This is a genomic window from Geomonas sp. RF6 (assembly GCF_021044625.1).
GTDB lineage: Bacteria > Desulfobacterota > Desulfuromonadia > Geobacterales > Geobacteraceae > RF6.
Genome location: NZ_CP087999.1, coordinates 3,576,696 through 3,601,671, shown reverse-complemented (window position 1 = coordinate 3,601,671; position 24,976 = coordinate 3,576,696). Strand labels below are relative to the sequence as shown.

The 24,976-nt window shown below is 61.0% G+C and carries 21 protein-coding genes, 1 tRNA gene and 1 pseudogene; 9 read left to right on the top strand and 14 right to left on the bottom strand.

The window, feature by feature from the left end:
* Window positions 1-13: 13 nt before the first annotated feature.
* The 3 genes from gdhA to LPW11_RS15470 all read right to left on the bottom strand — a co-directional run bounded on the left by gdhA (window position 14) and on the right by LPW11_RS15470 (window position 3,697).
* Window positions 14-1,354 carry an NADP-specific glutamate dehydrogenase gene (gdhA, locus tag LPW11_RS15480; protein WP_230994774.1) on the bottom strand — a complete coding sequence of 447 codons (1,341 nt, stop codon included), beginning with the start codon at window positions 1,352-1,354 and terminating at the stop codon, window positions 14-16.
* Window positions 1,355-1,421: 67 nt separating this feature from the next.
* Complete coding sequence (gltA, locus tag LPW11_RS15475; protein ID WP_230994773.1) at window positions 1,422-2,849, bottom strand: NADPH-dependent glutamate synthase; 1,428 nt, start codon at window positions 2,847-2,849, stop codon at window positions 1,422-1,424.
* On the bottom strand, window positions 2,846-3,697 hold the full coding sequence (locus LPW11_RS15470; protein WP_230994772.1) for a sulfide/dihydroorotate dehydrogenase-like FAD/NAD-binding protein: 852 nt from the start codon (window positions 3,695-3,697) through the stop codon (window positions 2,846-2,848). Before LPW11_RS15470 ends, gltA begins: the two co-directional genes overlap by 4 nt.
* 395 nt (window positions 3,698-4,092) lie before the next feature.
* Here LPW11_RS15470 and LPW11_RS15465 point away from each other — a divergent pair, with 395 nt between their 5' ends.
* From LPW11_RS15465 to LPW11_RS15445, 5 genes and pseudogenes are all read left to right on the top strand, one after another.
* Entirely contained in the window at window positions 4,093-4,479 is a 387-nt protein-coding gene (locus tag LPW11_RS15465; RefSeq protein WP_230994771.1) for a DUF6173 family protein, read from the top strand.
* Window positions 4,476-7,286: a GPMC system transcriptional regulator gene (locus LPW11_RS15460; protein WP_230994770.1), complete on the top strand. Its 2,811-nt coding sequence runs from the start codon at window positions 4,476-4,478 to the stop codon at window positions 7,284-7,286. Before LPW11_RS15465 ends, LPW11_RS15460 begins: the two co-directional genes overlap by 4 nt.
* Before the next feature lie 74 nt (window positions 7,287-7,360).
* On the top strand, window positions 7,361-8,176 hold the full coding sequence (locus LPW11_RS15455) for a rod shape-determining protein (protein WP_230994769.1): 816 nt from the start codon (window positions 7,361-7,363) through the stop codon (window positions 8,174-8,176).
* A gap of 479 nt (window positions 8,177-8,655) precedes the next feature.
* Window positions 8,656-8,925 (top strand): annotated as a pseudogene (locus LPW11_RS15450) (ArsR/SmtB family transcription factor); the annotation flags it as partial.
* A complete protein-coding gene (locus tag LPW11_RS15445) occupies window positions 8,926-9,306 on the top strand; it encodes a rhodanese-like domain-containing protein (protein ID WP_442899826.1) in 381 nt (126 codons plus the stop codon). It abuts the pseudogene before it with no gap.
* Window positions 9,307-10,527: 1,221 nt separating this feature from the next.
* On the opposite strand, the gene LPW11_RS15440 is transcribed toward LPW11_RS15445, so the two are convergent.
* Window positions 10,528-10,602 (bottom strand) — tRNA-Gly (locus tag LPW11_RS15440).
* A 152-nt stretch (window positions 10,603-10,754) separates the two neighbouring features.
* On the opposite strand from LPW11_RS15440, the gene LPW11_RS15435 reads away from it, so the two are divergent.
* From LPW11_RS15435 to LPW11_RS15425, 3 genes are read left to right on the top strand one after another with little or no spacing between them, the layout of a single operon-like run.
* The gene (locus tag LPW11_RS15435; protein WP_230994768.1) at window positions 10,755-11,381 is read left to right on the top strand and encodes a hypothetical protein; all 627 of its coding nucleotides are present in this window, start codon (window positions 10,755-10,757) and stop codon (window positions 11,379-11,381) included.
* Window positions 11,374-11,808 carry an acyl-CoA thioesterase gene (locus LPW11_RS15430; RefSeq protein ID WP_230994767.1) on the top strand — a complete coding sequence of 145 codons (435 nt, stop codon included), beginning with the start codon at window positions 11,374-11,376 and terminating at the stop codon, window positions 11,806-11,808. Before LPW11_RS15435 ends, LPW11_RS15430 begins: the two co-directional genes overlap by 8 nt.
* Complete coding sequence (locus LPW11_RS15425) at window positions 11,805-12,020, top strand: hypothetical protein (protein ID WP_230994766.1); 216 nt, start codon at window positions 11,805-11,807, stop codon at window positions 12,018-12,020. Before LPW11_RS15430 ends, LPW11_RS15425 begins: the two co-directional genes overlap by 4 nt.
* Window positions 12,021-12,189: 169 nt before the next feature.
* Here LPW11_RS15425 and gluQRS read toward each other — a convergent pair whose 3' ends face one another.
* From gluQRS to LPW11_RS15400, 5 genes are all read right to left on the bottom strand, one after another.
* Window positions 12,190-13,122, bottom strand: a complete 933-nt coding sequence (gluQRS, locus tag LPW11_RS15420) for a tRNA glutamyl-Q(34) synthetase GluQRS (protein WP_442899825.1) — start codon at window positions 13,120-13,122, stop codon at window positions 12,190-12,192.
* 89 nt (window positions 13,123-13,211) lie between these two features.
* Window positions 13,212-13,523, bottom strand: coding sequence for a pyrimidine/purine nucleoside phosphorylase (ppnP, locus tag LPW11_RS15415; protein WP_230994764.1), 312 nt, complete (start codon window positions 13,521-13,523; stop codon window positions 13,212-13,214).
* 78 nt (window positions 13,524-13,601) lie between these two features.
* Window positions 13,602-13,949, bottom strand: a complete 348-nt coding sequence (locus tag LPW11_RS15410; protein WP_230994763.1) for a hypothetical protein — start codon at window positions 13,947-13,949, stop codon at window positions 13,602-13,604.
* A gap of 176 nt (window positions 13,950-14,125) precedes the next feature.
* Window positions 14,126-15,538 carry a type I glutamate--ammonia ligase gene (glnA, locus tag LPW11_RS15405; RefSeq protein WP_230994762.1) on the bottom strand — a complete coding sequence of 471 codons (1,413 nt, stop codon included), beginning with the start codon at window positions 15,536-15,538 and terminating at the stop codon, window positions 14,126-14,128.
* 40 nt (window positions 15,539-15,578) lie between these two features.
* Window positions 15,579-15,917: a P-II family nitrogen regulator gene (locus LPW11_RS15400; RefSeq protein WP_230994761.1), complete on the bottom strand. Its 339-nt coding sequence runs from the start codon at window positions 15,915-15,917 to the stop codon at window positions 15,579-15,581.
* Window positions 15,918-16,377: 460 nt separating this feature from the next.
* Between LPW11_RS15400 and LPW11_RS15395 the strand changes: the two genes are divergently transcribed.
* Window positions 16,378-17,031: a M23 family metallopeptidase gene (locus LPW11_RS15395; protein ID WP_230994760.1), complete on the top strand. Its 654-nt coding sequence runs from the start codon at window positions 16,378-16,380 to the stop codon at window positions 17,029-17,031.
* A gap of 195 nt (window positions 17,032-17,226) precedes the next feature.
* Here LPW11_RS15395 and LPW11_RS15390 read toward each other — a convergent pair whose 3' ends face one another.
* The 5 genes from LPW11_RS15390 to LPW11_RS15370 form a co-directional block, all read right to left on the bottom strand.
* The gene (locus LPW11_RS15390) at window positions 17,227-19,314 is read right to left on the bottom strand and encodes a glutamine synthetase III family protein (RefSeq protein ID WP_269145347.1); all 2,088 of its coding nucleotides are present in this window, start codon (window positions 19,312-19,314) and stop codon (window positions 17,227-17,229) included.
* A gap of 348 nt (window positions 19,315-19,662) precedes the next feature.
* Window positions 19,663-22,140, bottom strand: a complete 2,478-nt coding sequence (gene hrpB / locus LPW11_RS15385; RefSeq protein WP_230994758.1) for an ATP-dependent helicase HrpB — start codon at window positions 22,138-22,140, stop codon at window positions 19,663-19,665.
* Between the two features lie 8 nt (window positions 22,141-22,148).
* Window positions 22,149-22,826, bottom strand: coding sequence for an HAD family hydrolase (locus LPW11_RS15380; RefSeq protein WP_230994757.1), 678 nt, complete (start codon window positions 22,824-22,826; stop codon window positions 22,149-22,151).
* Between the two features lie 61 nt (window positions 22,827-22,887).
* A complete protein-coding gene (locus tag LPW11_RS15375) occupies window positions 22,888-23,718 on the bottom strand; it encodes a phosphatase PAP2 family protein (protein ID WP_230994756.1) in 831 nt (276 codons plus the stop codon).
* Window positions 23,706-24,905 carry a GumC family protein gene (locus LPW11_RS15370; RefSeq protein WP_230994755.1) on the bottom strand — a complete coding sequence of 400 codons (1,200 nt, stop codon included), beginning with the start codon at window positions 24,903-24,905 and terminating at the stop codon, window positions 23,706-23,708. Before LPW11_RS15370 ends, LPW11_RS15375 begins: the two co-directional genes overlap by 13 nt.
* Between the last annotated feature and the right edge of the window lie 71 nt (window positions 24,906-24,976).

The window sequence follows — 24,976 nt, the reverse complement described above, 5'->3', positions numbered from 1 at the left end:
GCCGCTGGTGCTGCTATACGACCCCCTGATCGATCATCGCGTTGGCGACCTTCAGGAAGCCCGCGATGTTGGCGCCCACCACATAGTTGCCGGGGCACCCGAACTCGGCGGCGGTGGTGTATGCGTTGTGGTGGATGTTCTTCATGATCGTCTTCAGTTTCGCATCGACTTCCTCGCGCGACCAGCTCATGAACTGCGCGTTCTGGGACATCTCCAGCCCGGAAGTCGCCACGCCCCCCGCATTGGCCGCTTTTCCCGGCCCGTAGAGGACCTTGTTCTGCAGGAAGCAGTCCACCGCATTGGGATCGCTCGGCATGTTCGCCCCTTCGCTCACCAGCTGGCAGCCGTTCTTCACCAGCGCGCTAGCGTCGGCGCCGGAGATCTCGTTTTGCGTGGCGCTCGGGAAAGCACAGTCGCAGGGGATCCCCCACGGGCGGGCGTCGGCAAGGTACCTGGAGCCGGGGAACTTGAGCTGGTACTCGGAGATACGGCCGCGGCGCACGTTTTTCAGCTCGAACACATACTGGAGTTTCTCCAGGGTGATCCCCTCCGGGTCGTGGATGGTGCCGTGGGAATCGGAGAGGGAGACCGGCTTCGCGCCGAGCTCCAGAAGCTTCTGCACGGTGTACTGGGCGACGTTCCCCGATCCGGAGACCACGCAGGTCATCCCCTCGATGGAGCGCCCCTGCGCGGCCAGCATCTCCTGTGCGAAGTAGACGGCACCGTAGCCGGTCGCCTCCGGACGGATGAGGGACCCGCCCCAGCCGAGCGCCTTCCCGGTGAGCACACCGGTGAACTCGTTTTTCAGCCTCTTGTACTGCCCGAAGAGGTAGCCGATCTCGCGCCCCCCTACCCCGATATCCCCGGCGGGCACGTCGGTGACCGGGCCGATGTGACGGTACAGCTCGGTCATGAAGGACTGGCAAAAGCGCATCACCTCGTTGTCGGACTTCCCTTTCGGGTCGAAGTCGGACCCGCCTTTGCCGCCCCCCATCGGGAGGGTGGTCAGGGAGTTCTTGAAGACCTGCTCGAAGCCGAGGAACTTCAGCACCCCCAGGTTCACCGACGGATGGAAGCGCAGCCCCCCCTTGTAGGCGCCGATGGCGCTGTTGAACTCGACGCGGTACCCCTTGTTCACATGGATCTGCCCCTTGTCGTCGACCCAGGGCACCCGGAACATGATCACCCGCTCCGGCTCGGTGATGCGCTCGAGGATACGCTGATCCTCATATTTGTGGAAGCGCTTGAAAACCGGCTCCAGGGACTCCAGCACCTCCTTGACGGCCTGGTGGAACTCAGGCTCGTTGGGGTTTCTTGCTACCACGGAATTCAGTACAGACTCGACGTACGACATGCGGCCTCCTCTTTGAGGTTGAATCGTAGCAGTGCTACGTTATTGGGCTTGGCTGGTTCCAGCCGGCTCATGCTTCGGCAAAGTCAGGCCAGCGCGAGTCCAGAAGATACTCGTGCATGGCCCGCGCCGCCTTTTTCCCCGCCCCTATGGCAAGGATCACCGTTGCGGCTCCGGTAACTATGTCCCCCCCGGCAAAGACGCCGGGTTTTGTTGTTCTTCCTTCCGCGTCGGCCTTGAAGTAGCCGCGCCTGTCGGTCTCCACGCCGGTAGCAGTGGAGGCCACGATAGGGTTCGCGTTCTGCCCGATCGCCACGACAACGGTGTCCGCCTCGATGACGAACTCGGACCCTGCTACCGGTATGGGGCGGCGGCGACCGGAGGAATCAGGCTCTCCCAGCTCCATGCGCACGCACTCCACGCCGGTGACACAGTTGTGCTCACCGCCGACGATGCGGACCGGGTTCGCCAGGAAAGAGAACTTTACCCCCTCCTCCTCGGCGTTCTCGATCTCCTCGAGACGGGCGGGGAGCTCGTTGCGGCTTCTGCGGTACAGTATCGACGCCTCGTCCGCCCCCAGCCGCAGGGCCACCCTCACGGCGTCCATGGCGACGTTGCCTCCCCCGAGGACAACCACCTTTCTCCCGCCGGCCACCGGTGTGGCATTGCGCGGGAAGTCGTTCGCCCTCATGAGGTTGCACCGTGTCAGGTACTCGCTGGCGGAGTAGACCCCGTTCAGGTTCTCCCCGGGAATGCCGAGAAAGGACGGGGCTCCGGCCCCGTTCCCGAGAAAGACGGCATCGTGTTCCTCGAGGAGCTCGTCCACCGTCGCGGTGCGCCCGACCACGAAGTTGGTCACGAGTCTCACCCCGAGACTGCGGATCAGATCGACTTCCTGCCGCACGATCTCCTTCGGGAGCCGGAATTCCGGGATGCCGTACACGAGGACTCCCCCCGGCATGTGCAGCGCCTCGAAGAGGGTAACCTCGTGCCCGAGCTTTACGAGATCGCCCGCGACGGTAATGCCTGCGGGGCCCGCGCCCACCACGGCGACCTTTTTACCGGTGGAGGGGGGGAGGGCCGGAAGCGGGACATCCGAGCGCAGAGCGTAGTCGCTGACGAAGCGCTCCAGGCGCCCTATCGCCACGGGCTCGTGTTTTTTCCCCAGCACGCAGAGCTGCTCGCACTGCGTTTCCTGGGGGCAGACGCGCCCGCAGACCGCGGGGAGGGCGGAGCTCTCCCTCAGAATCGTTGAGGCCTCGCGGAAGTTCCCACGCGCCGTTTCGGCGATGAAGCCGGGAATGTCTATTTCCGCCGGGCAGCTCGCGACGCACTGCGGCTTCCGGCACAGAAGGCAGCGCTGCGCCTCTTTTACCGCGGTTTCAGCGTCCCACCCGAGTGCCACTTCGTCGAAGTTGCCGACCCGCTCACGGGGGTCCTGGTGGGGCATCGAGTGCCTCGGGATGGCACAGCGTTCGGCGACGGTGAGCTCTCTCATAGACTCCCTCCCATGCACGCCCCGTTGTGGTGATAATTGCTGAGGGCCTCCGACTCCTGCGTCCCGTACATCTTCTGGCGGGACATCATCTCGTCCCAATCCACCTCGTGGCCGTCGAAGTCGATCCCCTCCGAGCAGACGAACCGGGTCTTTCCCCCGACCGTCACCCTGCAGGAGCCGCACATGCCGGTGCCGTCCACCATGACGGAGTTGAGGGAAACGACCGTCTTTATGCCCAGCGGGCGCGTCATCCCCGAGATGATCTTCATCATGATCGGGGGCCCCACTGGGAAAACGAGGCTGATATCCTCCCCGCGCTCCAGAAGGGTGCGCAGCACATCGGAGACGACCCCCTGTGTTCCGTAGCTGCCGTCGTTGGTGGCCACCAGTACCTCGTCGCATACCGCTTTCAGCATCTCTTCACAGATGAGAAGATCCTTCGTCCTCGCGCCCAGCACCGCAACCACGCGGTTGCCGGCCTCCTTGAACCCGCGCGCCACAGGGTATCCGGCCGCAATGCCGAATCCCCCTCCGACCATGACAAAGGTGCCGGGCACTTTTTCTATCTCGGAAGGATTTCCGAGCGGACCGACCACGTCCCTTACGGAGTCCCCAACCGAAAGGGTCGCCAGCAGGTGCGTCGTGGCGCCCAGCTCCTGGAAGTAGATGTCGATGGTGCCGGCGTTTCTGTCCCAGTCGGCGATGGTAAGGGGGATGCGCTCCCCGTTTTCGCGGATGCGCAGCATGAGAAACTGTCCCGGCTCGCACTTGCGCGCCACCAGCGGTGCGTGAAGACGCATGTGCCAGGTGCGCTCCGCCAGCATCTCCTTCAAAAGGATCTTGTGCATGATCAACTCCGTCGAGTATTGAGGTAACACACTCTTCCCGGGGAGGCACCGCACAGAGGGGGCTTCTCCTCGGATTTGCGAAGCGGGTATATCCAGAATTTCCGGATAGGTAAATTTTTTTTTCAAAGGCCCACCCGAACCCACTTTCTGAGTTTGAAAGCTATTCAGAGACTGTGTACGCTGTGCACACACCTCCCTCCACGCGGTACGTCGTGGTGCCCGCACCCTCCCCTTACCACCCGTCAAAGATCGCGAAAATGCAGGCTTTTCAAATGAAGCGTCGCAGGAGGGGCAAACTGAGACTTCTTTCACGTTCACCATGTTGACACGGTACACAGCGCTGAGCCACAATCCACTTAGCCGGCAATCTCGTGAACTATGTAGGAGGGTCATCGATGACTGAGTACCATGCTTCAACTCCCCTCACCCCGGAAAGCCACCGCTTCGGCCAGTTGAACACCGCACTGTACGAAGCGGGGCAGGTCCGCCGTGCACTGCAGTCATCGATCGAGAACTTTCAGGCTTCTCTCGATCAGGAACATGAGGTGGCAATCCGTGTCGCGCCATGCGGGGCACAGGGGGAACTCCACGCAGCAGAGGTCAGGTTTGCTCCGGCGAACCTCGTCGTCTTCCAGGGGTATTCGGTGACCGGCGAGCCTCTCCATCTGGTCCAGCACCTGTCTCAGGTGAACTTCACCCTTGTCGCTGCGAGGAAGGTGCACGAGGCACCCCTGCGGGTCGCTTTCGTGCACGCCGCGGAGCGGGACAGAGGATCTGTATGACCACGACCGAGGCGACGCTGCACCAGCTTCAGAAAAAGATCGCGAGGTTTGGCAAGGAAAACCTGGAAGAGATCGTCTTCACCGCCGCCGAAGGTATTCAGGCAATTTCCGGTCGCGGCAGAATCAGGATCTACCTCGAGGACGTCACGGGGGGCGCGCTCTCCTGCTGCTATGTCGCCGGTCCGCATGGGGAAGAGATCATGGGAACAACCTTCCCGATCGTCTCCAGGAGCTCACTCGTCTCCACGGTCTTTGCCACGCAGGCGCCGCGGATGGTCTCCGATACGGCGAGCTCCGGGCTTTCACTGGACATGCGGCTGGACCGGAACTGCGCCATCGGCTCGACCTGCCAATACCCACTCGTCAACAGGGGGAGGTCGATCGGTGTGGTCTGCCTCGACGAGGAAGCCCCGGGCGCTTTTGCGACCGACCCCAATTCCGAGGCGCTCCTTCGTTTCCTCGTTTCCATCGCCGACAAGGTAGATGAGGCACGGAAGTACAATCAGCAGATCCTTTTGACCCGCCGTGTGGAGGAGTACAAGAAAAGGGAGGCTGCCGCGTTCATGGTGAAGTCGGCGGTGCGGCTCATCGATCGTCTTTCCCTTGCCTCCGTGCTCGTTCCCACCATCGGAAGTCATGGCAGGAAACGGATGGAGATCCTTGCCAGCTACTCCGCCGACCCCCGGCTGAAGGCCCTCTACGACGACCTCGGGGCGATCAAGCTGGGGAGGGGGAGGTCCCTTGTCTCCCAGTACATCGGGGACGACGGCTACATCAATAACGACACCCTGCTGGAGCCGGTTTTCATCCCCAACCTCACCCAGCAGGTGCTGCAGAAACGGGCGCTCACGGAGAAGATGTTTCTCCGCTCGCTGTACATGGTCCCCCGCTACGACCCGGACACCAGGAAGGTCATCTGCCTGGTCAATTACTACTCCAGGGAGAACAGCAGCTTTACCGAGTTCGAGGCCGGTATCCTCCAGACTCACGCGGAGATGGTGGAGCGCGTCATTCGCGAGATCGGCGACGAGCACCTGGAAGTTCGGGTCTTCGCCGAGATCACCGATCTTCTCAGGGAGCGAAAGTCCAATCTCCCGACCTTCCTCGAGAAGGTGCTCTCCAAGGCAACGAAGCTGATCGGCGCCGACACCGGGAGCATCGCCATGGTGCAGGAGCGGGACGGAGAGAAGTGGCTGGTGGTTGAAGAGGAGAACGGGACGATCGTCGGGGCGAAGAACAAGGAGTGGGTGAAGAAAAAGATCCCCGCGTTCCGCGTCGGGGGGCATGAGCTCCCGGTTGCGCAGAGGAGTCTGACCGGATACGTCGCCTGGTCAAAGGATCCGAAGATCATCTCGGACATAAAGGCGGAGATCACGGGAGAGGGCTTCCACTACACCACCAGCGAACTCATCAGGAGCGAGATCGCGGTTCCCATCATCTGCGACGACATGGTGCTCGGGGTAATCTGCCTGAATTCGCTGCGAGAAGGATATTTTTCCGAGGAGCACAAACGCATCCTGCAGATCATCGAGAGCCTCACTTCCCGCCATATTGCGGACATTCAGCAGATCGAGACCCTGCAAAGCCAGGTCGCGCGCCTGACCAGTGACGTCGCCTACAAGGACCCGACCGTCTCCTCCTATCGTCTGGGGAACATCATCGGCAACAGCAGGAAGGCGCAGGAGGTGGTCGATTTCATCAACACCGTTTCCGCCCCTCTTCTGAACCGGATCCTCTTCTGGAGAACCGCCGCCTGGCAGGAGGCGACTATCGGCCTCCCCTCCGTCCTCGTCCTCGGGCCGACCGGGTCGGGGAAGGAGTTCTTTTTCAACAACCTCTACAACAAGCTTACGGAGATGTACCGTGAGCGGGTGAATGCCGGCGTCGAGCTTCCGGTCCGAAAGATGAACATCGCCGCCTACAGCGGGGAGCTTACCTACTCGGAACTCTTCGGCCACAAGAAGGGGGCGTTCACGGGGGCCTACAGCGACCGCAGGGGTATTCTCGAGGAAGCGCAGGGGGGAGTCGTCTTTCTGGACGAGATCGGCGATGCCGATCCGAAGACACAGGTCCAGTTGCTGCGCTTTCTCGACAACGGCGGCTTCATACGGCTCGGGGAGAGCGCGGAGCGTTACGGCCGGGTGCTGCTGGTGGCGGCAACGAACAAGAACCTGCAGGAAGAGATCAAGGCCGGGCGATTCCGGGAGGACCTCTATCAGAGACTTTCCGAGCTATCGGTGACGATACCGCCACTGAGCGAGCGCAAGGAGGACATCCCCGACCTCGCCGTACACTTTCTCGGCAAGCTGCACCGCACCTACCGCGGAAAAGACGATCCGGAGCAGGAGACGCCGGTGCTGAGCGAAGGTGCCAAGGGTGCCCTGGTGAACCACTGGTACGAGGGAAACGTCCGCGAGCTGCGCAGTATCCTGCTGCGAGCTCTTTTCTTCCGCTCGGGAGAGGTGATCACCGAGGAGGACATCCGCCGCGCAATCGGGCAGGCAGCAAACGAGCAGCAGGAAAACTCGCATACCCGGCTGCAAAACCGGGTGGCCGATGACATCGTGGCGCAGATCAGGTCGGGAATGGATTTCTGGGAGGCGGTGTATGAGCCGTACTCGAAAAACCGGATCTCGCGGGACGTGGTCGGGCTGGTAATCGAAAGGTCCCGGTTGGAAGCCGGGCGCACTATGCCGCAGATTGCCAGGCACCTGAAAGCGACGACGGGGGACATAGAGGGAGATCCCGCAGAGCGCCGGAAGTTCTTCAAGTTCAAGAATTTTCTCTACAAGACGGTGCGCATATGAAGTCTGGCGAGGCCGGGTGAGTGACCGCACCACCTTTGCAGCCGACGGATGAGCTCCAGGGAGGATAGATATATATGCTGCACTCGGAACAGTGGCGACAGCACGTAGCGCTCGATGTCGGCACCGCAACGACACGCATTGCCATAGGGGGGTCCCCTGCCATCGAGAAGCCTTCGCGCCTCGGGTCGGAGCCGGCACTGAGCGGGGGGGTTGTGGTCAACGCCGAGGCAATGTCACAAATACTGAAGCCTCTATTGGAAAAGGCACGTTCTTTCGGCGTGATAAAGCCGTGGGTGCTTGCCTGTGCGCCGAGCGACGCGAGCAGTGAGGAACGGCAGTTGCTGACGGAGTCGATAATGGGAGCCGGAGCCGCCTCGGTATCGGTAATTCCCGAGCCGCTTGCCGCCGCCATCGGAGCAGGCGTCGACGTTTCCTCCCCCTATGCGCAGATGGTAATCGACATCGGTGAAGGAGTCACCGACTGCGCGGTGATACGTGCCAGTAAGGTATATGCCACCGCTGCGGTAAGGATCGGGTGCGCCCGCATGCGCGCGCGTCAATCACGGTGTTCCGGCCGCTCCAGCGGCGTCGCCGTTGCGGGCTGCGATTCGGACGCTGCAGCCGTTGCCGTCGCAGAGTTCCCCGTTCTGGCAGAGATCGCCGACACAGTAGATCTTTTTCTGAGGAGCCTGCCGGACCATGTGGGGTGTGAAGTGATAGAGAGCGGCATCTGCCTCACCGGAGGCGGAGCGCTCATTCCCGGCGTGAGGGATTACCTTGCCGGGCGTACCGGCATAGAGGTGAAGGTAGCTGGCAGCCCCCGCAATGCCGTAGTAGAGGGGGCGCGAGTCATCCTGCCCGTCATTCTGATGCTCAACCGGTGGAAGTGATCAAGCCCCATCTTCAGCTCTGCTGGACGCGGCTGCGGGTATCACCCCTCCGCGGGTAGCCGGCAACCTGTCGGGCACCTCATCAGGATGAATCTGGAGGGAGTGATCCTGAAAAGTCTTGCCGAAGGCGCCGAAGAGTCGCCCTGGATTCAACAAGGGCTAGCTGACTGAGCTAGCCCTTGTGAAGATGACGCCTTATCGATTTCTCCTTCCGCGACACCTGCGCCAACCGCCGCTGCAACCGCATCGGCGCCAAATACCCAAATGCAAGGCATGACCCTATCCTCGCCTGACCCTATCCTCGCCTGACCCTATCCTCGCACTGCCCTTCCTTTTGTCCGCTCTGGCACTTTGTTATTGCAGACCTCGTCGTCCGGCACGAGCAGGCAATCTTTACCAATTGCCTTAGGTTTTCATTGACAGAGTGACCTACTTCGCCTATAACGTCGGCATTTTCAATATATATCGGGAGGTAAATGTTGGAATTCGACAAGAGCATTGAACTTACTGAGGAAGCGGAAATCCTGAAGGTCCTCGGGCACCCCATCAGGCTGAAGATCGTTACCGGCCTCTGTTACCAGGCCTGCAACGTCAAACATATCTGGGAATGCCTGGGGCTTCCGCAGGCTACGGTCTCCCAGCACCTCACACTGCTTAAGAACAAGGGCATCATCCGCGGCACCCGCGACGGCGTGGAAGTACACTACTCGGTAATCAACGACTTCACCAGAGGGCTGGTAGGGGTCCTGTTGCAAGGGGGGGAAACAGCAGCTGATGCAGCCAATTACCTGGAGCCGGCCAGCTTTAAGGGGTGGCTGAATAGCGGGAGGGAGGTGCACATAGTGGACCTGCAATCCCCCGAGGAGTATGCCCAGCACCACTTCAAGGGCTCCATTGAAACGAACGCCTACCCCGCCAAGACTGAAGAGGAAAAAAAGCGCCTAGACCCAGCACTCGACATAGTAGCCACCACCAAAGCTGACGTGGTCATCGTCTGCCCCCGCGGCGAGGTGGGCTCCAGGAACGCCTACCAGTACCTGCTGGAGCAGGGAATCGGCGAGGACCGGCTCCACATCCTGGAAAAGGGTGTAGCCGGCTGGCCTTATCCGGAGCTTCTGGAAAAGAAATAGTTTCCGCCACAGCGGCCGCGCCACCTTCCATGCCCGTAGCGCGGAGGCGAGGGGTGCGTCTACACGTTTACCAAACGAGCTCTCTCGGACCAATCCTATTGAGAGATAGGAAAATTCAGACTTGCCGCTAGGCCATACAAGGCGTGCTGAAGCCTCTTCCGCACGGTGCGAGCCTGCGGCTCGTCATCATCGCCGAAAGCGGTGGAAACGGAGGGCGTACGAGAGGGACAGGCGTACGAGGGGGACAGGCACCATTTAATGTGCAGCATCTTGTGGACTGGCACCTGCAGAGCCACTCTCCCCCCCGTCACGGCAAAACAACGGTGGTGTCTGTGGTCTGACAGGAGGGAACTGTAGGGCAGGAAGATCTTGACGTGCAAACCAAAAAAGCGAGACCGAAAGGCCTGGCTGTGAGGTTCCAGGGGTACAAGAAACAGCTGAAAAACCACAAAAAGTTAACACATTACAGAGAGCACCTGAACCTTCAGCGTGTCTAAAGTCAAACACAGTACAGCAGAAATCAGATTATGCTGTCTCGTTAAGCAACAATATGCGGATAGGTTGGCTCCCCGAAATCAATATTTCAGATAGAGCACTGATATTGAAAACGCCCACAAACTTAAGAATGTGGCGGTAGTTTCGCAGACGTTCCAAATCCCAATTTTTTTGGAAAAGTAGAGATTGACGGATTTATCTGAGAATGTCTTTCAGCAACAACAGTCCAAGCAGGAGGAACACACCTATGGCCAAAGATGTCAATATGGGTAACCAGTCTTCTGACCGTATTGGCTGTTTTAATCCACCAGACCACTTTATCGCAGACCAGTAGCTAACTTCTCGCCAAAATTCTTTAGTCTTCACTCTCTTTAGCTCTTTAACCACTTTCATTGAATGTTTAGTTGCTTGCGCCATTTAACCCTGCCAAGGGCGTACGAGGAGCGTGATACGGCATCGGTCTTCCCTTTGTCAGGCAAAGGGGGACTGGCACCTGCGGAGCCAGTCCCCTGCCGTGTCGTGAGAAGGATCAGCTCGCCATAACCACACAGGAGGTGTGGGTGGCTGCAAGGAGGCGCGGCTTGTAGCGATTTTCCCTGATCAGCGGTATCGCCTACTGGTCAAAGGCCAACCTGCGGTGAGTAAGAAGGACACCTTTGGGCAGTAAATGTACAGCGAGTAAATACAAAAAAAGCCAGACCCGAAGGCCTGGCTGTGATGTTTTTTTGGAGCGGGAAACGGGATTCGAACCCGCGACTTCAACCTTGGCAAGGTTGCACTCTACCACTGAGTTATTCCCGCTCAACAAGCTCCCGATATATAGCAAAGCCCGCTTTTGCAGTCAATACTTTTTTTCCTACCTCTGGATTTTATTCACTCTTCTCCGATAATCACGTAATATAGCGCTGGCTGCAATACTCTCCATCCCCTCCCCTTCAACGCTGGAGATGTCGATGCCAAAGAAGGATTCCATACGTGACCTCATCGCTCTGGAGGCGGCCCGTCTCATGTACGAGGAGGGGGTCGGGGAGTACCGCGATGCGAAGCGAAAGGCGGCCAAACGCTTCGGACCGGAGAAGACCCTTTCACTCGGCTCGCACCTCCCCTCCAACGCGGAGATCCACGCCCAGTTGAGACGCCTCATCGAGACGTACGAGGAAAAGGAGCACCCGGAAAGGCTCTTGAGGCTGCGCCTGATCGCCCTCTCCTTCATGGAGATGCTGCAGCGGTTCTCGCCCTATCTCGTCGGCTCGGTTCTCACCGGTGCGGTCACCAGCAGCAGCGACATCGACATCCACCTCTTCCCCCCTTCTGTTGAGGATGTGGAGGAGCTCCTTGACGAGCTCGGGATGCCGTTCGAGACGGAGACGGTGCCGATACGGAAGGGGAACGAGTTTCTGGAGTACACCCATATTTACATCGAGCAGGAGGACACGGAGATTGAGTGTTCCGTCTATCCTGCCGAAGAGAGAAACCGCAGGTTCATAAGCTCCATAACGGGGAAGCCGATGGAGCGGGCAGGGATCGAGAAATTGAAGAAGATTATCGCGCAGGAAGCAGAGGAGAGTAAGAATGGTTAATCGCCAGGGGATGCTTATCGAAACACTTCTCCCCAAGGACACCAACGGATACGGCAACATCTTCGGCGGCGTCATCATGAGCATAATGGACAAGACCGCCGGCGTCGCCTGCTGGCGCTATGCGAAAAAACGGGTGGTGACGGCGTGCGCTGAGCGCATCACCTTCCACACTCCTATCACTGTCGGAGAGGTCGTCTATTCCCGCGCAACCATCATCCATGTCGGGCGCACCTCCATGACGGTGGAAGTGGAGGTGGAAGTGGAGAATGTGGAGAAAGGGACCACACGCCGCGGCGCAAGCGGGCTCTTCACCATGGTTGCGATGGACGATGAGTGGCAGCCCTCTTCGGTTCCCCCGTGGAAGCCTGAGACGGAGGCGGATATTGCCAAGTGGCAGGAAGTGGAGGAGCGGAGGAAGCGGAAATGAGAAGAGTGGCTCTACTGATCCTAGCAGCCGGAATGCTCTCCGGTTGCGAGGGGATGAATGATGCGATGGTGCGCAGATGGCACATGGATCGCCAGCTCGGCACGGAGATGAATGATCAGATACAGGAGGGATACCGCAGGAGAATGGAAGTTCCGCCCGCACCCGCCACAGCCCCGAAAACGCCTGCGCCGACGGGGCTCGATCAGGGGTAGATGTGTGCCCCCTTCAACTGGTCCGTATGGCCTGGCTAAGGGAAATCCCCCCTGTCCCCCCTTCGCAAAGGGGGGAACTCCGGTTCACTTGCAGTGCTTCGTGGCAAATACTCCACTGTTCCCGCAATTCCCGAAAGAAGCATCGCGCCAAGGCCTGCCACCGTGATCCCTACAGATGAAATGAAGCGGAGACGCGGGGGACTGCGGCGGGATCGAAGTTGGCCACTCCCCATTGCAGGATCTCCGACGGCGCTCCCCTTTCAAGATCGGCCGGCGGCTTCTGCCCGAGGAAACGAAGCGCCGACACCAGCAGCTTCCCCCCTTCCCTGCGAAGATCTCGCCCGGCTGCCAGAGAGACCGCGTTCTCCCTTTTGCTCAGTTTCCCGCCATTGCCTCCGATAACCAGCGGCAGGTGGCCGTATTGCGGCGTGGGAAGCCCGAGTAGACGCTGCAGGTAAATCTGGCGCGGCGTGGAAGTCAGCAGATCCGCCCCCCGCACCACCTGGTTCACTCCGGCAGCCGCATCATCGACGACGACAGCGAGATGGTAGGCAAAGGGACCATCTGCCCGCTGGATCACGAAGTCGCCACACTCCCTACCCAAATCCTGCGCACTCGCCCCCATCACCAGGTCCGCAAAGGTCACCGTCTCGTCCGCGACCCTCACCCTCAGTGCGCGCGCGGTTTTATGCGCGGAGAGGCCGTTGCGGCAGGTTCCCGGGTACACCAGCGCGGCATCGTGGGGGGCAGAGGCCACCTGCGCAATCTCCGTCCTGCTGCAGCCGCACGGGTAGACCAGTTCCCTTTCCACCAGCCGATCCACAATCTCCCGATAGTAATCGCCGCGCCTGCTTTGATAGACGATCTCGCCGTCCCATTCAAAGCCCAGGCTCTCCAGCGTCGCCAGCATGTCGTCGGCCACCCCCGCCACCACTCGCGGCAGATCGAGATCCTCCATGCGCAGGAGCCATAACCCGCCGCAGCGCTTCGTCATGAGATAGCTGCCGAGCGCGGCGACCAGGGACCCCAGGTGCAGCGGGCCTGTGGGGGATGGCGCAAATCTTCCTATGGTGAGGGTTTCGTTATTTGATGTCGTCATCAGGCGAAGTGAGTGCGTATCAGGATGAATCAGCTGACATCCCCTGCGCGCCCCCTCCCCTGACGGTTCAGGAGAAGGGGCGGCTATCAGGATTAGAGGAAAGAGCAGCAGTAGTCGGAGACGGTTTTCACCTTCATGGTGAAGCTGGAATTCCCCGGCACCTGGAAGGACTCGCCCCCTTGGACCGTTGCCCAGTCGCTGGAGCCGGGAAGCTGCACCTCGAGTTCGCCGGAGAGGATCTCCATGAGCTCCGGCGCGCCGGTGTTGAAGGTGTATTCCCCGGGCATCATGATCCCGAGGGTCTTCTTGCTCCCGTCGGCAAAGACGATCGTGCGGCTCGTTACCGCGCCGTTGAAGTAGATGTTGGCTTCCCTGACTACCGTTACGTTGTTGAATTCAGACACTGTTGCTCCCCCTTTTCTAAATTACTGCATAAAGATAATGCGACCACCGCATGCACCTGCCGGGTCGCGTTTCTGCCACTAGTGCGGCCATTCACCCGACTCCCACAGCTCCAGCGCCACGGAAGCACGGAAACCGAGGAGCCCCGGCTCCTGGGCGAGTGCGGCGAGAACCGCCGTGCAACGCTTCGGCGCGTAGCGCATCCCGTACACGGCAGCCATCCCTGAAACCGCCGGTTCCTTGTTGTTCAGGAGGACGAGAAACTCCTCGAGCCCGTCTTCCCGCAGCAGCGCGGCAAAAACCCTGTCCAGCCGCTCGGCCTGCAGGGTGGCCGCCTCCTCGTGCATCACTTCCATGGCCGCAGCGTGCGCCAAGGCGGCGCGCTCGAACCAGTCTATAAGCTTTGCCAGCCTCTCTTCGTGTTGCACCGTTTCCCCCAAAAAAGTTGCGTCCTGCTGTTGACAACTCGTTCAAATTAGCAGGTTTTTTCGGGGCCTTCAAGCCATTTTGGCACGGTTCTGGTTGACGCCGCCACGCCTCCGAATCATACAGAAAAAGGCGGGGTCGCCCCCGCCTTTTCCATGCTGCTCTTGCCGCGTGCGGCCTAGATGTCGTAGTAGAGGTGGAACTCGAGCGGCACCGGACGCATGCGGACCGGATTGACTTCGGCTTCCATCTTGTACTCGATCCACTTCTCGATGACGTCGGGGGTGAAGACGTCCCCTTTGAGGAGGAACTCGTAGTCGTCCTTCAGGGCGTTCAGAGCCTCCTCGAGGCTCCCCGGAGCGGACGGGATGTTGGCGAGCTCTTCCGGAGAAAGGCCGTAGATGTCCTTGTCCAGCGGCTGGCCCGGATCGATCTTGTTCTCAATGCCGTCGAGACCTGCCATCAGCATCGCTGCGAATGCGAGGTAGCCGTTTGCCGACGGATCCGGAGTACGGTACTCGATGCGCTTCGCCTTCGGGTTGCTGGAGAACATCGGGATACGCAGGGAGGCGGAACGGTTACGGCTGGAGTACGCCATGTTCACCGGAGCCTCGAAGCCCGGTACCAGACGCTTGTAGGAGTTGGTGGTCGGGTTGGTGAAGGCGCAGAGCGCACGGGCGTGCTTGATGATGCCGCCGATGTAGTACAGGGCCATCTGGGAAAGCCCGCCGTATTTGTCGCCGGCGAAGAGGTTGGTGCCGTCTTTCCAGAGGGACATGTGGCAGTGCATACCGGAGCCGTTGTCGCCGTAAAGCGGCTTCGGCATGAAGGTTACCGTCTTGCCGTTCCTGTTGGCCACGTTGCGGATGATGTACTTGAACCACTGCAGCTCGTCAGCCATGGCGACAAGGGAGTTGAAGCGCATGTCGATCTCTGCCTGGCCGCCGGTCGCCACTTCGTGGTGCTGGCACTCGACGCGGATCCCGACTTTCTGCAGCTCGAGGACCATCTCGTTGCGGAGATCGTTCTGGGAGTCGGTCGGGGAAACGGGGAAGTACCCTTCCTTGTGGCGCGGCTTGTAGCCGAGGTTCGGGAACTCTTCGCGGCCGGTGTTCCATGCACCCTCGGAAGAGTCGACCGAGTAGAAGGAAGCGTTGGCGGTGGAGTCGTAACGGACGTCGTCGAAGATGAAAAATTCGGCTTCCGGTCCAAAGTATGCGGTATCGGCGAAACCGGTCTGCTGCAGGTATGCTTCAGCCTTGCGAGCGATGTTGCGCGGGTCGCGGGTGTAGTCTTCCTTGGTGATCGGGTCGAAGATATTGCAGATGAGGGAGAGGGTCGGGATCGCAGTAAAGGGATCGAGTTTTGCGGTCGTCGGGTCCGGGATGATGATCATGTCGGAGGCATGGATCGGCTGCCACCCGCGGATCGAGGAGCCGTCGAAGCCCTGCCCTTCTTCGAAGGTGTCTTCGCCGAACTCGCTCATGGGCACAGTGAAGTGCTGCCAGATGCCGACGAAGTCGAGGAACTTGAAGTCGACCATCAGCACGCCGTTTTCCTTGGCAAACTCTACTACTTGTTTTGGTGTCATCTGCCTTCTCCTTTGAATGATGATTGAAAATCAGCCCGGGCTACAGTGCGTCTTCGCCGCGCTCACCGGTTCTGATACGAACAACTTCTTCAACGGGGGTGACAAAAATTTTGCCGTCGCCGATGCGCCCGGTTTTTGCCGCCTGCTCGATCACCTCAACTACCTTTGCCACAGTATCGTCGGAGACGATAATTTCCATCTTGATCTTGGGAATGAAGTCCACCACATACTCGGCGCCGCGGTACAGTTCCGTATGCCCTTTCTGACGCCCGAAACCTTTTACCTCACTGATAGTGATGCCCTGAATCCCGATTTCGTTCAGAGCCTCCTTTACTTCGTCCAGCTTGAAAGGTTTGATTATTGCTTCAACTTTTTTCAAAGCGGATCACCTCCGTCCGATTTATGAGTGCGCGGGGAATTATAGATAGCTTGAAATCAAAAAGCAAGGTTAATAAGGAATATCAAACAGCCGTTTCCCTTGTGTCATCAATTGTTTCAGCAATTTGCCTGCCAGTTCCATCGGGCCAAATGACGCGGCCCGTATACCCTCAAAAACAGCCGTTTACAGGATGCGGAAGCACGCCATTAAGATAACCACACAATTGTATGCCGTTTTTATAGGCAAAAGGGTACACAGCTGCCTATTTTATAGCCACCGGGAATGCGGAGAGGGCTTGTCAGGGAAAGACTTCAAGTTTATAGTGGCGCAGCCCGAAATGTGACTGCAGGGAGAAGATCCTGCCTGCACGTGCGAGGGGGCGGAAGACGACACGTGCAGGAGTGTGCGGGAGCGGCGGCGCCAGAAAGATGTGGCGACTCGCAGAGGAGGAAGCCAGATAATGAGGAAGTTGTTGGTGGGCACCCTGCTCATCCTGTCCGTCACGGAGGCCGGGGCGGACTTTTACCGCTACCAGGGGAACGACGGGGTAGAGACCTTTACCAATACCCCCACGAGGAGTGCGGAACGCGTGCTGAAGGAAAAGCCGGCGCCGCGGTCCCGGGAGGGGAGACAGGGCGACGCCACCGGTGGAGGGAGTCGCATCCTCCCGGTGCACGGCAACATAACCTCCAACGTAGGGTGGCGCCACGACCCCATCGACGGCGGGCTCAAACACCACAACGGAGTGGATATCGCGGTGCCGTCCGGGACGCCGGTAAAGGCCATTACGGACGGCACGGTAACCTTCAGCGGCGTGCGCGGCGGCTACGGGAATCTCGTCGTCGTCGAGCACGATGGAGGGCTTGCCACCCTGTACGGGCACAACTCCCAGCTCATGGTGAAGGCCGGTGACCGGGTCGGTGCCGGTGAAACGCTTGCCCTTTCCGGCGCCTCCGGGAGGTGCACCGGGCCGCACCTGCACTTCGAGCTCTGGAAAAACGGTGTGAACACCACGCGAGAGTACCTCGCGGGCACCACCGGCCTTCCTGAAGCCGCCGGCTCCATCAGGAGCTATCTCCACGCGGACGGCAGCATCGTCTTCACAAACTATTGATCGAACGACTCCCACCTGCCCCAGAGAAAACTCGGCAGGCTGCCATTCCGGGCATGCCTGCAAAAAGCTTATAATTCAAGACCTGACCCCGGGGTCAGGTCTTGAATTATAAGGTTCTGTACCTGATGATTCCCAAAAGAAAAAGGAGCCCCCCTTCGGAGGCTCCTTTTTCTTTTTGCATTTCAGCTGCGGATTCTAGAGGTTGAAGAGCATTTCCGCGTAGGTCGGGAGCGGCCAGTAGTCCGCAGAGACGACCTTCTCCAGCGCATCGCCGTTGGCCCGTACTTCGAGCATTTTGGAGAAGACTTCCTCCCTGTAGGCGGCAGCCTGCTTGGCCACGTCGGAGATGTTCGCTGCGTCCTCCACGATCTTCTCCAGCGCCTTCACGTTCTTGTTGAGGGCAGAGAGATTGCTGGAGAGTTCACCCAGCAGATCTTTCTGGGCAGAGACGTCGATGGAGCTGCAGACGGCGGTGACCGCGGCAACGGAGTGGGCGACTTCGGTCACGAAAGAGGTGGCAGCCGGGATGATGCTGCGCTTGGCCATGTCGATCATGGTCAACGCCTCGATGTTGATCGTCTTGGAGTACTGCTCCAGCATGATGTCGTAGCGGGAGTGGATCTCCTTCTCGGTGAAGACGTTGTGTGCCACGAAAAGCTCGACAGCGTCCTTCTTGACGAGCTCCTTCAGAGCCTCCGGGGTGTTGGGGAGGTTGAGGAGGCCGCGCTTTGCCGCTTCCTCGACCCACTCGTCGGAGTAGTTGTTGCCGTTGAATATGATGCGCTTGTGCTTCTTCGCGGTCTCCTGGAGGAGTTTCTCGAGGTCTGCGTCGAAGTCGCTGGACCCTTCCAGCCTGTCGGCAAACTGCTTCAGCGCCTCGGCGACAATCGTGTTGATGACGATGTTCGGGCCGGAGATGGAGAAGGTGGAACCGACCATCCTGAACTCGAACTTGTTGCCGGTGAAGGCGAACGGAGAGGTCCTGTTTCTGTCGGTGGCGTCTTTCGGCAGCGCCGGGAGGGTGCGGACCCCGATCTTCATGTCCGCGCCGATCGTGGAGGACTTCACGGCACCGGTTTCGATCTGCTCCACGATATCGGCGAGCTGGTCGCCAAGGAACATGGAGATGATCGCCGGAGGCGCCTCGTTAGCGCCGAGACGGTGGTCGTTCCCCGCGTTGGCGCACGATGCGCGCAGCAGCCCTGCGTACTCGTCAACCGCCTTGATGGTGGCGAGGAGGAAGGTCAGGAACTGGATGTTGTCGTGCGGGGTGTGCCCCGGCTCGAGCAGGTTCTGCCCGTCGGAGGAGCTCATGGACCAGTTGTTGTGCTTGCCGGAGCCGTTGACGCCTGCAAAAGGCTTCTCGTGCATCAGGCAGACCATGTCGTGCCTGAGGGCGACGCGCTTCAGCGTATCCATGACCAGCTGGTTGTGGTCGGTGGCGATGTTGGTGGTTTCAAAGATCGGGGCGATCTCGAACTGTCCGGGGGCGACCTCGTTGTGCTGGGTCTTCGCGGTGACGCCGAGCTTCCAGAGCTCCACGTTCACTTCCTTCATGAAGGCGCCGACTCTTTCCTTGATGGTGCCGAAGTAGTGGTCTTCCATCTCCTGCCCTTTGGGGGGCATCGCGCCGAAGAGGGTCCGGCCGGCCATGATCAGGTCGAGCCTTCTCTCGAAGAACGCCTTGTCGACGAGGAAGTATTCCTGCTCGGGGCCAACGGTGGAGATCACCCTTCTTGCGGTGGTGTTCCCGAAGAGACGGAGGATTCTCAGCGCCTGGGAGGAAAGGGCCTCCATGGAGCGCAGGAGCGGAGTCTTCTTGTCCAGTGCCTCGCCGGTGTAGGAGCAGAAAACGGTGGGGATGCAGAGGGTGGTGACATCGGCCTCTTCCCTGAGGAACGCAGGGGAGGTGCAATCCCAGGCGGTGTAGCCCCTCGCTTCGAAGGTAGCCCTCAGGCCGCCGCTCGGGAAGGAGGATGCATCCGGCTCGCCCTTGATGAGCTCCTTGCCGGAGAACTCCATCAGAATACCGTTGTCGGTCGGGGTGATGAAGGAGTCGTGCTTTTCTGCAGTAACGCCGGTCATCGGCTGGAACCAGTGGGTGAAGTGGGTTGCGCCTCTATCGACCGCCCATTCTTTCATCGCGGATGCAACCACATCGGCAATGGTCGGGTCCAGCGGCAGACCTTCGTCGATGGTCTTTTTCAGGTTCTTAAAAACAGCTTTAGGCAGTTTTTCTCTCATTACATCTTGATTGAATACGTTCTGACCGAAAATCTCCATACTGGTTCTAACTCCTTTTCTTTGCGTTGGGCGGTACAAGGCTTATTGATTGCGACTTTTTTAAGCAGATCGACTGGGATTATGCAAAAACGTCCTAAAAGAGCAAGACGTATGCCGATGATCAAGACCAGAGAGCGGCCATACCACTAACGCAGCGTATTCTTTCTTCTTTTTACGATAGACCTGTTATGCCATTGCATCTTTTGTGAGAAAGCGCCAAAGTTCCGATGAAAAAAGTGCACACAAAAGAGGCACAGTGCACAAAAAATGATCATTCAGAGTCCATCCGGTGCGGTCGGAGGATCACGGCGGAAAGCACGCGGAGCAGTGCTTCTGCCTCCGGCCGTGCTACATCCGTCGTTTCACCTTCGCAGTCGCCTGCGCCTGCCATGGATCGTCCGGCCAGGGGTGCTTCGGGTAGCGCCCCTTCAGCTCCTTTTTCACCTCCTGATAGGCACCGTTCCAGAAGCTCTTCAGGTCGGCTGTGACCTGGATCGGTCGGCGCGCCGGCGACAGCAGGTGGATGAGCACCGGCACCCTCCCGGAGGCGATCCGCGGAGTCTCGGCGAGGCCGAACATCTCCTGGAGCTTCACCGCCAGATACGGCGCTCCGTGGGGGGGGTAGTGGAGCTGCACCCGCGACCCGCTCGGCACCCGGAGATGCGTCGGCGCCCCCTCCTCCACGAGCTTCTGCTGGCGCCAGTCGAGCATCCCCTTCAGCGCCCCGGTCATGTCGACCCGCCCGAGCTGCGCCATGGAGCGCACCCCGTGAAGGTGCGGTGCGAGCCACAGCTCCAGATTTTCGGAGAGGATTTCGTCCGTGAGCTCGGGGAGTTTCTCCTCGGGAAGCGCTTCCGCCAGGAACGCCACGCGACGCCGGTACTCCAGCGACTCCTCGCTCCAGGGGAGACTCGAGACGCCGCCGGAGCCGCGGATCCCCTCCAGAAGGGCCGCCACCACCTCGTCAGGGGAGGGGTGCAGCACCCTTTCGGAAAGAACGAGCGCGCCGAGCCTCTCCTCCTCCCGCGCGACCACGCGCGACTCCCGGGGGTCCCAGAAGACCCGCCGCTCGCGGGTGACGGTGTCCGTGCATACCCTCCGCACCTCCTCCAGGGAGACCGCGCTCGCGAGATGAATCTCCCCTTCCGCGCCTCCACCCTCCACCTCCACCGCCACGATGAACGCCTCCGCTCGCAGATTGCTGCGAGTGGAGAGGCGGCCGCCGGTGCCGTTCGCCAGGAGGTAGCGCCCGGAGGCGGGGGCGCGCTCCTTCCCGATGCGGTCCGGATACGCCTTCATAAGAAGCGCGCCGACCTCGGCTGCGGTGGGGCCCCCCTCGGCCGCGGGAACGCGCAGCGTCTGCCTGAAGTAGAGGGCGAGGCGCTCGACGGTGCGGCTCGCCTGCGGGTCGCACCGGCGTGCCAGCGCCTCCACCCGGTCAAGGAGATCGCTCTCGGAGAGCTGCCCCGCGCCGCGCGGCAGGAGGTCGCGCTCCGAGAGAATGGCGGCGAGCGTGCAGGCGTGTGCCCCGAGCCGGGCACCGCGGCTGGCGATGAGCATCGCCGCCAGGCGCGGATGCATCGGCAGCGACGCCATCTCCCGCCCGAGCTTTGTGATCGCTCCGCGGTGATCGAGTGCCCCAAGCCTTTTCAGGAGCGACCTCCCCTCCTCCAGGTGCGCCGCAGGGGGCTCGTCGAGCCACGAGAGGGATCGGGGATCATCCACCCCCCAAAGCGCAAGATCAAGGGCGAGAGGAGCGAGATCGGAAACGCGGATCTCCGGCGGTGTGAAAGGAAGGAGCGTCCTCTGGGTGTGCTCCGTCCAGAGGCGGTAGCACACCCCGGGGGCGACGCGCCCTGCGCGACCGGCGCGCTGCTCGGCGCTTGCCGCGGAGATGCGGCGCACCTCCAGGCGGTTCAGCCCGGTCCCGGGGTCGAAGCGAAGCTGGCGGGAGTAGCCGGTATCGACCACCACCCGCACCCCCTCGATGGTAAGGCTCGTTTCCGCGATGTTGGTGGCAAGGACCACCTTCCTCTTCTCGGCGGGGAGGATGGCGCGCTGCTGCGCCGCAAAGGGGAGATCTCCGTACAGCGCGGCGACGACGATGGAATCGCCGAAGGCTTCGTGCAGGAGGCGGTGGCAACGCCTGATCTCCCCTCCCCCGGGAAGAAAGACAAGGACGTCACCGCTTGTCTCCGAAAGGGCGCGCCTCGCTCCGGAGAAGGCGAGCTCCGCGATCCTCTCCCGCGACTCCGCTGCCAGGTAGCGCACCTCGACCGGGAAGCTCCTCCCCTGGCTGGAAAGAAGGGGGGCCTCCCCGAGGAGCGCCGCCACCGGCGCGGCGTCGAGCGTCGCGGACATGACGATGAGGCGCAGGTCGTCGCGCACCTCCTTTTGCACATCGCGGCAGAGGGCGAGGGAAAGGTCGCTTGTGAGGTTCCTCTCGTGGAACTCGTCGAAGATGACCGCACCGACCCCTTCCAGGAGGGGATCGTTTTGCAGTCTGCGGGCGAGGATCCCCTCGGTCACCACCTCGATCCTTGTGGCGGCGCTGACACGCTTTTCAAAGCGTATGGTGTAGCCGACGGTGCCGCCGACCTCCTCGCCCAGCGCCCCGGCCATGAAGCGCGCGGCATTGACGGCGGCAAGCCGGCGCGGCTCCAGCATGATCACGCTGCGACCCTGGAGAAAGGGGGCGGACAGGAGAGCCGGCGGGACCCTCGTCGTTTTACCGGCGCCGGGGGGCGCCTGCAGGACGAGGGCGTTCCGCTCCTCGAGGAGAGAGAGGAGCTCCGGGAGGAGCTCATCGATCGGTGTGCGCTGCATGGGACGGCTCAAAGGAGGAGGCGCAGCCCCCGGAGGTCGATTCCGGCGAGGGATTCCACCACCTTGCAGGCGCCGGAAAGCCTGTCGGGGGGGTAGCTGTTGGTGACGGCGAGGACCTGCGCGCCGGCGCCGGTGGCGGAGAGGATGCCGGCGGGGGTATCTTCGATGGCGAGGGTTTCGGAGGGGGTGACGCCATTTTCGGGGAAGAGTTCCTGGAGCCGTGCCAGGGTGACGCGGTAACTCTCCGGATCCGGCTTGCTCGCCGCGACCTGGTCCGCGGTTACCATGGCGTCGAAGGAGGATTGAAGCCCCAGTTGCGACAGGATCGGCTCGATGTCGGAGAGGAGCGCGCCGCTGCAAAGTCCCAGCGGCACGGTGCCGCTGAGCTCGCGGATCAGCTCCACGACTCCCGCATAGGGGGGAACGCCCCCCGCGACGACGCGGTGAAAGGCGGCCGCCTTCGCGTCGATGAGCTCATGCAGCCTCTCCTGGGAAAGCTCGCGCCCCACGGAGAGGAACGACTCCTTGAAGGCGTCGCGGTCGTCAAAGCCCATATAGTGTTCTACATACTCCTGCCACGAGTACCCCATCCCCAGCGGGACGAGGATTTCCTGGAACGCCTGGTAGTGCAACGGCTCGGTGTCGACGATGACGCCGTCGAAGTCAAAGATTACTGCCTTCAGCATGCTCACTCCTGAAGGTGCCCGAGGCACCCTTGATTCACCCGTCCCCGCTATCGGGGGCGGTTTAAAACGTTCCCTGCAGCGCCACTGCGGCACCCTGCTGCGAGACCGCCGGCACGAGCCGGACGCTCCCTTTCTCCCCTGCGCGAAAGCTCGTCACCGCCCTCCCCGCCAGCTCCCCCAGCGCGGCACCGAGGATGATGTCGCTTGCCCAGTGCTCCTCCTGGTACAGGCGCGAGAAACCGACAAACCCCGCCGCGGTGTAGTACAGGAGCTTCGCCGGGACGCTCTCCGTCTCGGAGGCGAGGACGTGGGCGACGGCAAATGAGCTCGCCGTGTGCATGGAGGGGAGAGAGTCGTACTCCGACTTGAAGCTGAAGGGGCGGAAGTTACCCCGGTCGGTCCCGGTACGCGGCCTGCCGCGCCCCACGGCGCTCTTCAACACGAACCCGGAGAGGTCGGCGAGGATGAGCGCCTCCCCCAGTTCCTCACCGATCCGCTGCAGCCGCGGAGAGTCGGCCAGCGCCCCGGTTGTGTACACGATCGCGGCCCCTCCGAGCTGCAGGTAGGGGTTTCCCACGAACGCTCCCACGTCAGCGGCCCGATGCAGCGCGTCGCTCCGGTTCGCCGCGAGATCGGAGCGGATTTCGCGGTCGTAAATGTAGGTGACTCCGAAGACGCCGAGGGTGGCAAGGGTGGCGGGGAGAAACTCCGTTACCGGCGATTTCACCATTTTCTCCCCTTCCCCTTTCAGCCGGACGAGCTCTTCCTTTGCGAGAGGGCGGCTGTTGAAGAAGTTCTCTCCTGCAAGGGCGGAACTGCCGAAAAAGAGGGGAGCGAGGAGGAGGATAAAACCGAGCCATGACACTTTTTTCAGCACCGTCACGAGGAACACCCACCCTTCCAGGGGAGGAGCGCGACCTTGATCTCCTCCAGTCGCTTGCGGTCCTCCTGGGGGAGGAGCTGGACGTACTCCAGGAGAACGGCCGCCAGCGCGGAGAGGATGAAGGCGGCAAAGGTGCTGGCGAGGATGATGACGGATCGTACCGGTTTGCTCTTTTTCAGAGGGGGAACGGCTTCGTCCAGCACCTGCAGCGACGCCGAATCTTTCGCCTCGCTGAGCTTCGCCATCTCGTACTGCTTTGTCAGCTGCTCGTAAATCGCCTCCTGCACCTTCAGGTTCCTCATGCGCCGCGCGTACTCCACGGCAAGAGCCGGGACGTTCCCGACCGCGGGTATGGCGTCCAGCCCCCCCACCCCTTCCATGGCCGCTACCTGGTGCCGGAGCCGCGCGATCGATCCCTCGAGCGACTTCACCTCCGGGCTCTCAGCGGTGCGCGAGATGGAGAGGGAAGCAAGCTGCACCTCGCGGGAAACAAGCTCAGCCTTTACCTTCGCGAGCCCTTCGATGGTGGCCACCGCCTGCGCCTCCACCTTGATGGAGCGGTTTCTCTGCTGAAAGCCCTTCAGCTCCTCTTCCGCGTTCTTCAGGTCGGACTTCACCACCTCAAGGCGTTTCTCCAGGAAGACGCGTTCTCCCCCCGCCTTCGTCAGGTTGAGCTGCACGCTCTTTTTCCCCAGCTCTGCCACCATGGCGTTGGCGAGATCCGCGGCAAGCTTCGGGCTCTCCATCTCGGCGTTGATGGTGATGATGCCGTCCTTCCCCGCCTGCACCTTCACCACGGAGGAAAGTCTCTTGCGCGACTCCTCCCTGTTCCGGGCATGGAAGACGTTCGTCAGGTCGAGCTTCGCGATGACCGCATCGGCGACGGAGCGGCTCTTCAGTATCCCGACGTAGAGATCGGTGCTGCTGGTGGACCCGAAGAGCCCGGTGGTAAGGCCACTCAGCCCGGACGCCTGCCCCAGAAGGGCCGACAGGTTCGAGGCCCCCTCCTTCTGGGGAGGGAGGACCGTCGCCGTCGCCTTGTACTGCTTCGGCATTGCGAAGGAGACCGCGGCGGAGATGAGGGCGGCGGCAACGCAGGAGGTAATGATAATGCGGCGGCGCCTCGCCAGCACATGCACAAGCTCCAGGAGATTGAGCTCCCCTTCTTCAGGAATCGTCTGTTTCGTCTCTTGCATCGCTACCCCTCGAGGTGCAGCGCGTCCCATTCGAGGGAGCCGCGCACGCTAAGACCGGAAATTGGGCACCG

Excerpts from the sequence above, each read along its gene's own strand:
- gdhA (WP_230994774.1), bottom strand. The coding sequence starts at position 1,354 with ATGTCGTACGTCGAGTCTGTACTGAATTCCGTGGTAGCAAGAAACCCC.
- gltA (WP_230994773.1), bottom strand. The coding sequence starts at position 2,849 with ATGAGAGAGCTCACCGTCGCCGAACGCTGTGCCATCCCGAGGCACTCG.
- LPW11_RS15470 (WP_230994772.1), bottom strand. The coding sequence starts at position 3,697 with ATGCACAAGATCCTTTTGAAGGAGATGCTGGCGGAGCGCACCTGGCAC.
- LPW11_RS15465 (WP_230994771.1), top strand. The coding sequence starts at position 4,093 with ATGACTGAGTACCATGCTTCAACTCCCCTCACCCCGGAAAGCCACCGC.
- LPW11_RS15460 (WP_230994770.1), top strand. The coding sequence starts at position 4,476 with ATGACCACGACCGAGGCGACGCTGCACCAGCTTCAGAAAAAGATCGCG.
- LPW11_RS15455 (WP_230994769.1), top strand. The coding sequence starts at position 7,361 with ATGCTGCACTCGGAACAGTGGCGACAGCACGTAGCGCTCGATGTCGGC.
- LPW11_RS15435 (WP_230994768.1), top strand. The coding sequence starts at position 10,755 with ATGCCAAAGAAGGATTCCATACGTGACCTCATCGCTCTGGAGGCGGCC.
- LPW11_RS15430 (WP_230994767.1), top strand. The coding sequence starts at position 11,374 with ATGGTTAATCGCCAGGGGATGCTTATCGAAACACTTCTCCCCAAGGAC.
- LPW11_RS15425 (WP_230994766.1), top strand. The coding sequence starts at position 11,805 with ATGAGAAGAGTGGCTCTACTGATCCTAGCAGCCGGAATGCTCTCCGGT.
- glnA (WP_230994762.1), bottom strand. The coding sequence starts at position 15,538 with ATGACACCAAAACAAGTAGTAGAGTTTGCCAAGGAAAACGGCGTGCTG.
- LPW11_RS15395 (WP_230994760.1), top strand. The coding sequence starts at position 16,378 with ATGAGGAAGTTGTTGGTGGGCACCCTGCTCATCCTGTCCGTCACGGAG.
- LPW11_RS15390 (WP_269145347.1), bottom strand. The coding sequence starts at position 19,314 with ATGGAGATTTTCGGTCAGAACGTATTCAATCAAGATGTAATGAGAGAA.
- hrpB (WP_230994758.1), bottom strand. The coding sequence starts at position 22,140 with ATGCAGCGCACACCGATCGATGAGCTCCTCCCGGAGCTCCTCTCTCTC.
- LPW11_RS15380 (WP_230994757.1), bottom strand. The coding sequence starts at position 22,826 with ATGCTGAAGGCAGTAATCTTTGACTTCGACGGCGTCATCGTCGACACC.
- LPW11_RS15370 (WP_230994755.1), bottom strand. The coding sequence starts at position 24,905 with ATGCAAGAGACGAAACAGACGATTCCTGAAGAAGGGGAGCTCAATCTC.